The sequence below is a fragment of the Trichloromonas sp. genome (assembly GCF_041583255.1).
Taxonomy (GTDB): Bacteria; Desulfobacterota; Desulfuromonadia; order Desulfuromonadales; family Trichloromonadaceae; genus Trichloromonas.
Genome location: NZ_JBFHGD010000152.1, coordinates 1 through 8,221, shown reverse-complemented (window position 1 = coordinate 8,221; position 8,221 = coordinate 1). Strand labels below are relative to the sequence as shown.

The window sequence follows — 8,221 nt, the reverse complement described above, 5'->3', positions numbered from 1 at the left end:
GTCAAGGTGGCTGACGCCCTGGCCAGCCACGAAGACGCACTGCGTTGCCGCTATTTTCGCATGCCGGCCGGGCGTCTCGATGAAATAATGCGGGCATTCTGCCGCGAGGTGGTTGAATCGAGCCGGGTGCGAGGGATTATCTACCGGGGCTGCGGTGATTTTGAACGGGTTCGCAAAAGTCTGCGTTACACCGAGGGCCTGGAGAAGTCGTCCACCTCTGTCTTTCTGCTCGGCGGTCAGAAGCGGGTTCATTGGGATTTTCAACGTATCGTACCGATCTACATCGACAGCGACCGCTTTGAAAAAATCCCTTTTTTGCTCTATCTCAACGAAGATTATGCTTACGCCATGTTCGCCCGTCAGCGCGGTGACGAACTGATCGGTTTCCATACGTCGGATTTCTATTTTGTCGAAAACATGATCACCAAGCTCCAGGAGCAGTACCAGCTCCAGGCGCAGATCTAGGGCCGAGCCGCCATGCCGAAGCTGTTCAATAAAATCGTACTCGCCAGCAACCAGGAAGACCTGGGGGGATTGGTCGACCTGCTGCTGCAGCACGGGCTGGAAATTCATCTCTGCAAAGACGGCGCGCGGGCGCTTGAATTGTCGTTGACCCTGTTTCCTGACATGATGGTCCTCGATACCGAGATCCCGCTGCTGCCGGCGACCCGCCTGGCCCAGATTCTGTTGTCCAACCCCCGCACCGAACGCATCGCTTTTTTCTACATCGGCCGCGAAGGTGAAGAGGTGGACGGCTTCAGGCGGCACAAGGACTGTTTCCTGCCGCGCCCGTTCAATCCGGAACAGCTTCTGGCCGCAGTGCTGGCCCATTTCGGTCGTCTCGAAAGAACCGAGCAGGTCGGTCGCCAGGAGAAGGAAATCCGCGGCAACCTGAACCAGATTTCAGTGACCGATCTCGTTCAGGTGCTCGGCGTTAACCGCAAGGACGGAGTGCTGTCCCTGAGCAGCGCCGCGGGGCGGGGCACGATCTTCATGCGTGACGGCAGCGTGGTTAATGCCCGGGTCGGGCGGGTGGACGGCGACAAGGCGTTTTACCGCATGCTCGACTGGATCGACGGCGATTTCTGGTTTTCTCCCGGAGCTGTCGATGTTGAAATCCGCATCAACGCTCCGGTCGATCACCTGGTCATCGAGGGGCTGCGGCAGCTCGACGAGAGGAACGCCCAGCTCGCCAGCCTGCCGCCGTTGGATGCCTGCCTCGAAATGAAGGTTCCCCGCGACCGGCTTCCGCGCGGGCTGCGGCCGACCACCCAGGAGATACTCATCCTGGCCGAATATTACCCGCTGGTGCAGGACATCCTCGACCATTGTCCCCGGCCCGACTTTGAGGTGCTGCAAGTCCTCAAGGTGCTGATTGACAAGGGGGTTCTCGCAGAGCGAAAAGAGGGCCTGACCGCCGAAGTCAGCCGCATCCCGCTACTCTCCTCCGATGAAATCATCGTCATCAAGGACCATCTCGGAGAGCGCGATGTGCTGCTTGACGAGGCCTCGGCCAAGCTGATCCTGCTGGCGGCGACTGCCGAAGATGTGCGGCGTTTCGTGCAGGCCATGCAGGGGATTTCCGAATTCGAACCGGCCCACGATTTTCTGCTCGGAGAGGAATGCCTGGGCCTGGGGGATGTCGGCCGTCTGGCCATTACCGAAACCTTTTCGCTGCGGCTCTTTTCGTTGCCGGCGACGGCTGAGACCGGGCCGCTCTGGACCCCGTTCTGTCGCCGCCTGTTCGGCGTGGTCTCCCTCGCCGAATCGGGGGAGGTGGCCGCGGCCGAAGAGTTTTTCAAGCTCCGCTCCCGCGTGCCGGTGGTGTCGGTGGCCTTCAACGAAGCGCGTGAGGGGGCGTTCCTGCTCAAGCGGGGAGACCGGATGACGTTTCGTGAGATGCTGGCTTTTTTCGCGACTCATTTCCGCCGGTCGCTGCCGGCCAGGGAGGACGCATGATCGACCTGCACACTCATACCCTATTCAGTGATGGCGAGCTGATTCCCTACGAACTGGTCCGCAGGGCGGCCGTGGCCGGCTACCGGGCGCTGGCGATCACCGATCATGGCGATTTTTCCAATATGGACCTGATCATTCCGCGCCTGGTCCGGGTCGCCGAAGATCTTGGCGCCGCCTGGGGATTGTCGGTCATTCCCGGCATTGAGCTGACCCATATCCCGCCGGCGGCCATTGCCGAGGCGGCTTGCGAGGCGCGTTCTCTTGGTGCGCGACTGGTGGTATGCCACGGTGAAACCATCGTCGAGCCGGTGGTCGCAGGAACCAACCGCGCCGCGATCGAGGCGCGGGTCGATATCCTCTCCCATCCCGGGCTGATTTCCGCCGAAGATGCCGCCCTGGCGGCCGAAATCGGCGTCTGTCTGGAGATCACCACCCGCAAGGGGCACTCCCTGACCAACGGCCTTGTTGCCAGCCGCGCCCTGGCCGCCGGGGCGAAACTGGTGGTCAACAACGATGCTCATGGCCCCGGTGACCTGGTGTCTCTGGAGATGGCCCGCCGCATCGCCCTGGGCGCCGGTCTGACCGAGGCCCAGTTTGAGCAGTGCCGGAAAAATTCCGAAGCCCTGGTCCGCAAGGCGCTGGGGTAGGCTTACTGTCAAATGTCAAGTTCTGGCTCATGCCCGTTCGCTCTACTCACTCAAGCCGCAAAGACGCAAAGAAAATCAGTTTGAATGACATTCTCTTCGCGCCTTTGCGGCTTTGCGTGAGGTCGATCTTTTTAGATTTTGGAAGGATAGCTGTCAATGAAAGATCAGGATTTTGATTTTCTGAAAGAGCTTGTCGAAGCTCCGAGTCCGTCCGGGTTCGAGCAGCCGGCCCAGCGCATCATCCGCCGGGTCCTCGATCCGGTGGTCGACGAACTGCGCACCGATGTGATGGGCAACGTCATTGCCCGCATCGACGGGGCCGGCGAAAACCTGCCGCGGGTCATGCTGGCCGGGCACTGCGACGAAATCGGTTTCATGGTCAAGTATGTCGACGACGGCGGTTTTCTCTTTTTCGCCCCGATCGGCGGGGTTGACGCCCACCTGGTCCCCGGCCAGCGGGTGAATGTGCATACCGCAAGCGGCCCGATCCTTGGCGTGGTCGGCAAGAAGCCGATTCACATGATGGAAACCAAGGACCGGGAGACGGTGGTCAAGCTCAACAAGCAATTCATCGACATCGGCTGCAACGACAAGGCGGAGGCTGAAAAGCTGGTGGCCATCGGTGATCCGGTGACCTTTGCCGTCGGTCTCGAGCGGCTTCAGGGCGACCGGGTGATATCCCGGGCCTTTGACGATAAGATGGGGGCCTTTATCGTGGCCAGGGTGCTGCAGGAGGTGCGGCGACGCGGAGCCCCCCCGGTTGAATTGTTCGGCGTCACCACGGTTCAGGAAGAAGTGGGGCTGCGCGGCGGCACCACCAGCGCCTACGGGGTCAACCCCGATGTGGCGATTGCCATTGATGTCGGCTTCGCCACCGATTACCCGGAAATGGACAAAAAGGAAATCGGTGAATTCAAGGTCGGCAAGGGGCCGATTATCGCCCGCGGGGCGAACGTCAACCCGGCTCTGTTCGAACTGCTGACGGCCACGGCCCGCGAGGAAAATATCCCCTTCCAGATCATGGGGGCGCCGCGTGGAACGGGCACCGATGCCAACGTCATGCAGCTTTCGCGGGCCGGGTCGGCAGCGGCCCTGGTCAGCGTACCGCTGCGCTACATGCACACCCCGGTCGAACTGCTGTCGCTCGAAGATCTTGAAAATACCGTGAAGCTGCTGGCCTCGGCGATTTTCAAAATCGAAAACATCAGCCAGTTTATCCCGAATTAACAGGTTTGCTGCTGTCAGCGCAGCGGGCCGATCGTTCTCAGGCCGCCGGCTCCCAAGCCTGGCGGCTTGAGATTTTTTAACAGATTTAGGCTTGACCAACCGGATGCGCTTGGATAGTATCGCCGATTAATATTTTTCACCTGTAACCCGATGACTTACCCCATAAAAAGGAGCTGGCGATGCTGGATCCAGAGATCCGTGAAGGTCTGACGTTTGACGATGTGCTACTCGTTCCCGCCCACTCGACCGTACTCCCCAAAGAAGTCGACCTTACGACTCAGCTGACACCCAAGATCAGGCTCAACATCCCCCTGCTTAGCGCCGCCATGGATACCGTCACCGAGAACCGGACCGCCATCTGCATGGCCCGGGAAGGGGGACTCGGCATCCTGCACAAAAATATGCCGCCGGCGATGCAGGCTCTCGAGGTCGACCAGGTCAAGAAGTCGGAGAGCGGCATGATCGTCGACCCGATCACCATGCACCCCGACCAGAAGATCTACGAGGCCCTCGAGCTGATGGAGAAATACCGCATCTCCGGGGTTCCCATTACCAAAGACGGCAAGCTGGTCGGCATTCTGACCAACCGTGACCTGCGCTTTGAAACCAAGCTTGACCAGCCGATCTCCAACGTGATGACCAAGGACAAGCTGGTCACCGTGCCGCCGGGCACGACCCTGGAAGAGGCCAAGTATCACCTGCATCAGCATCGCATCGAAAAGCTGCTGGTGGTCGATGACAGCTATGCCCTTAAGGGGCTGATCACCATCAAGGATATCGAGAAGGTTCGCAAATATCCCAACGCCTGCAAGGATGACTTCGGCCGGCTGCGGGTCGGCGCGGCGATCGGGGTCAGCGGCGACCGCGAAGAGCGGCTCGAGGCCCTGGTCCGGGCCGGAGTCGACGTGGTCATCATCGATACCGCCCACGGTCATTCGCAGGGGGTCATCGATGCCGTGATCGACACCCGGCGCGCTTACCCCGATCTGCAGCTGATCGCCGGCAATATCGCCACTGGCGAAGCGGCCCAGGCCCTGATCAAGGCCGGCATCGACGCGGTCAAGGTCGGTATCGGGCCCGGCTCGATCTGCACCACCCGCGTGGTTGCCGGGGTTGGCGTACCGCAGATTACCGCCATCGCCGATGTGGCCACGGTCACCCGCAAGGCGGGTATCCCGCTGATTGCCGACGGCGGCATCAAGTATTCGGGCGAACTGCCCAAGGCGGTTGCCGCCGGCGCCGACGTCATCATGATCGGCTCGCTCTTCGCCGGAACCGACGAGTCGCCCGGCGAAACGATCCTCTACCAGGGCCGGACCTACAAGACCTATCGCGGCATGGGGAGCCTGGGGGCCATGAAGCAGGGGAGCAAGGACCGTTATTTCCAGGGCGACGTCGACAGCGACGTCAAGCTGGTGCCCGAAGGTATCGAGGGGAGGGTGCCGTTCCGCGGCAGCCTGTCCAGCAACATCCATCAGCTCATGGGCGGCCTGCGTGCCGGCATGGGTTACACTGGCTGCCGGACTATTAACGAGCTGCAGGCAAACGCCCGTTTCATGCGGATCACCAATGCCGGCCTGCGTGAATCCCATGTACACGACGTCACCATCACCCACGAAGCGCCTAACTACCGCATCGAGCGTGCCGGCAACTGATTGATGGTTCCAGTCCGCGGCAGGCACAGGCCTGCCGTGGACTTTTTTTTGGAGAACTCCATGTCCCAGGACATCCACAGCGAAAAGATCCTCATCCTCGATTTTGGCTCCCAGTACACCCAGCTGATCGCCCGCCGGGTTCGCGAAGCCCACGTCTATTGCGAACTGCACCCCTTTGACATGGATATCCAGGCGATACGGAAGTTTGCTCCGAAGGGGATCATCCTCTCCGGCGGACCCAAGTCGGTTTACGAGGATGGGGCTCCGTGTATCGCCGAGGAGTTGTTCGAGCTCGGGGTGCCGGTGCTCGGCATCTGCTACGGGATGCAGCTGATGAGTCGCCATTTCGGCGGTGAGGTGGTTCCTGCCGGCAAGCGCGAGTTCGGCCACGCCGAGCTGCTCGCCCAGGGGGCGCCGGGGCCGCTCTTCGATGGCTTTTTCGTTGAAAGCAAGAGCCCGGTCTGGATGAGTCACGGTGATCACGTGGAAAAGGTGCCGGCCGGTTTTGAGGTCGTGGCCGGGACTGAGAACGCGCCTGTTTGCGCCATTCAGAACCTCGCCCGCAATCTCTACGGGGTCCAGTTTCATCCGGAGGTCAACCACACCCCGCGCGGTGAGACCCTTATCGATACCTTCGTCCGCAAAATCTGTGGTTGCCACGGTCAGTGGACCCCTGGGCAGATCATCGAGGATGCCATTGTCCGCATCCGCGAGCAGGTCGGCAGCGACCAGGTCATTCTCGGGCTCTCCGGCGGCGTCGACTCGTCGGTGGCTGCAGCCCTGATCCACCGGGCCATCGGCGACCAGCTGACCTGCGTCTTTGTCGACAACGGCCTGCTGCGTCTCGGCGAAGGGGACCAGGTCATGGCGACCTTCGCCCAGAACATGGGGGTCAAGGTAATCCGGGTCGATGCCGAAGAGCGCTTTCTTTCCGGCCTGGCCGGGGTCAGCGACCCCGAACGCAAGCGCAAGATCATTGGCGGCCTGTTCGTCGACATTTTCGAGGAAGAATCGAACAAACTCGTCGACGCCAAGTGGCTGGCCCAGGGAACCATCTATCCCGATGTCATCGAATCGGCCGGGGCCAAGACCGGCAAGGCGCACAACATCAAGAGCCACCATAACGTCGGCGGTCTGCCCGACTACATGAAGCTGCAGCTCCTCGAGCCGCTTCGCGAACTCTTCAAGGACGAGGTCCGCGCCATCGGCGAGGAAATGGGGCTGCCCCACGCCATGGTCTGGCGGCACCCCTTTCCAGGTCCGGGGCTCGGTGTGCGCATCCTCGGCGAGGTGAAGAAGGAATACGCCGATATCCTGCGCCAGGCGGACGCCATCTACATCGAGGAACTCTACCGCACCGGTCATTACCACAAGATCAGCCAGGCCTTCGCCGTCTTTCTGCCGGTTAAGAGTGTTGGGGTCATGGGCGACGGCCGCACCTACGAATACGTGGTGGCGCTGAGGGCGGTGGAGACCAGGGACTTCATGACCGCCGGCTGGTACCCGATGCCCTACGAGGTGCTGGCCCATATCAGCAGCCGCATCATCAACGAGGTGAAGGGGATCAACCGGGTCACTTACGATATATCGAGTAAGCCGCCGGCTACCATCGAGTGGGAATAATTCTAAAAAGCCGTCCGGGTGTACCGGGCGGCTTTTTTGGTTTATAGTGTCGGAAGTTCGGTTTGTGCAGTCTTTCCAGGAGGGCTTTTAGCTTGTTCCGTATCGCGCGACTCATCATTGTCCACGGGCTGTGTGCCGCCGTTTTGCTGCCTGCTCTCTATGCATTCGAATGCCATGCCGCCGGGTCTGCCGGGCAGGCTGGACAGGCTGGACAGGCCATCCGGGCAAAGCTCGTTGCCGAGCCGGTTTTCGGCGGCAGCGCTTATATCCTCGAGGCGGGGGACCGGGGGAAGCCGCCCCTGGTGCTGGTGCACGGTCTTGGAGACATGGCCTCGGACACCTGGCGGCTGCTGCTGCCGGTTTTGGCTGAATCCTACCATGTGGTGACCTTTGACCTGCCCGGCTTCGGGCGCTCGCAGAAGCAGAATTCCCTCTATTCGCCTGGTAATTACGCCGCATTTGTTAAGTGGGTGGTTGATACCTTTGTCGGTATGCCCCCGGTGCTGGCGGGGCATTCCCTGGGGGGGGCAATCGCACTTAGGTACGCGGGTACTTACCCGGACGCATTGTCCCGGCTGGTGCTGATTGATGTGGCGGGCATTCTTGACCGCCGGGTCTACACCAAGGAGATGCTCAGCGTCCTTTCGGAGGGATTCGTGGTGCCTTTCGACGTGGACAACTTTCTCGGGAAAATGGTCGGCCGGCTTCCAAATCCTCTTCTCGATCTCGACATGATGCTGGAGAATGAGCTGCTGCGCAGTCGTGTGCTGGGCGGGGATCCGGTCAAAATTGCCGCCATGGCCCTGATCCAGGAGAATTTCAGCCCCTACCTGTTTCGAGTCAGGGTGCCGGCGGTGATTCTCTGGGGCGAGAACGACCGGGTGACCCCGCGACGCACCGGGACCCTGCTTGAGGCCAATCTGCCGGCGGCCCGGCTGCAGATCATCCCCGGTGCCGGCCATGTGCCGATGGCCGAGACGCCCCGCCTGTTTGAAGCGGCTTTTCTCGCGGCCCTGCAGGGCGAGATCGCGCCTGCTGGCTTTCCCGCTGGCGGCGAGGGTCGCACGGGCCGCTGCGAGGGGAGTCGCGGCATGGTCTTCGAGGGAGCCT

At 61.3% G+C, this 8,221-nt stretch carries 6 protein-coding genes and 1 pseudogene; all 7 read left to right on the top strand.

The window, feature by feature from the left end:
• Positions 1-465: pseudogene (locus ABYV89_RS11995) on the top strand (hypothetical protein); the annotation flags it as partial.
• Between the two features lie 12 nt (positions 466-477).
• A complete protein-coding gene (locus ABYV89_RS11990; protein WP_432823192.1) occupies positions 478-1,959 on the top strand; it encodes a DUF4388 domain-containing protein in 1,482 nt (493 codons plus the stop codon).
• On the top strand, positions 1,956-2,606 hold the full coding sequence (locus ABYV89_RS11985; RefSeq protein ID WP_432823191.1) for a histidinol phosphate phosphatase domain-containing protein: 651 nt from the start codon (positions 1,956-1,958) through the stop codon (positions 2,604-2,606). Before ABYV89_RS11990 ends, ABYV89_RS11985 begins: the two co-directional genes overlap by 4 nt.
• Before the next feature lie 156 nt (positions 2,607-2,762).
• On the top strand, positions 2,763-3,833 hold the full coding sequence (locus ABYV89_RS11980; protein WP_432823190.1) for a M42 family metallopeptidase: 1,071 nt from the start codon (positions 2,763-2,765) through the stop codon (positions 3,831-3,833).
• A 179-nt stretch (positions 3,834-4,012) separates the two neighbouring features.
• A complete protein-coding gene (gene guaB, locus ABYV89_RS11975; RefSeq protein WP_432823189.1) occupies positions 4,013-5,488 on the top strand; it encodes an IMP dehydrogenase in 1,476 nt (491 codons plus the stop codon).
• A gap of 60 nt (positions 5,489-5,548) precedes the next feature.
• A complete protein-coding gene (guaA, locus tag ABYV89_RS11970; RefSeq protein ID WP_432823188.1) occupies positions 5,549-7,111 on the top strand; it encodes a glutamine-hydrolyzing GMP synthase in 1,563 nt (520 codons plus the stop codon).
• Between the two features lie 92 nt (positions 7,112-7,203).
• Positions 7,204-8,221: alpha/beta fold hydrolase (locus ABYV89_RS11965; RefSeq protein ID WP_432823187.1), on the top strand; the 1,018-nt coding region annotated here is incomplete at its 3' end.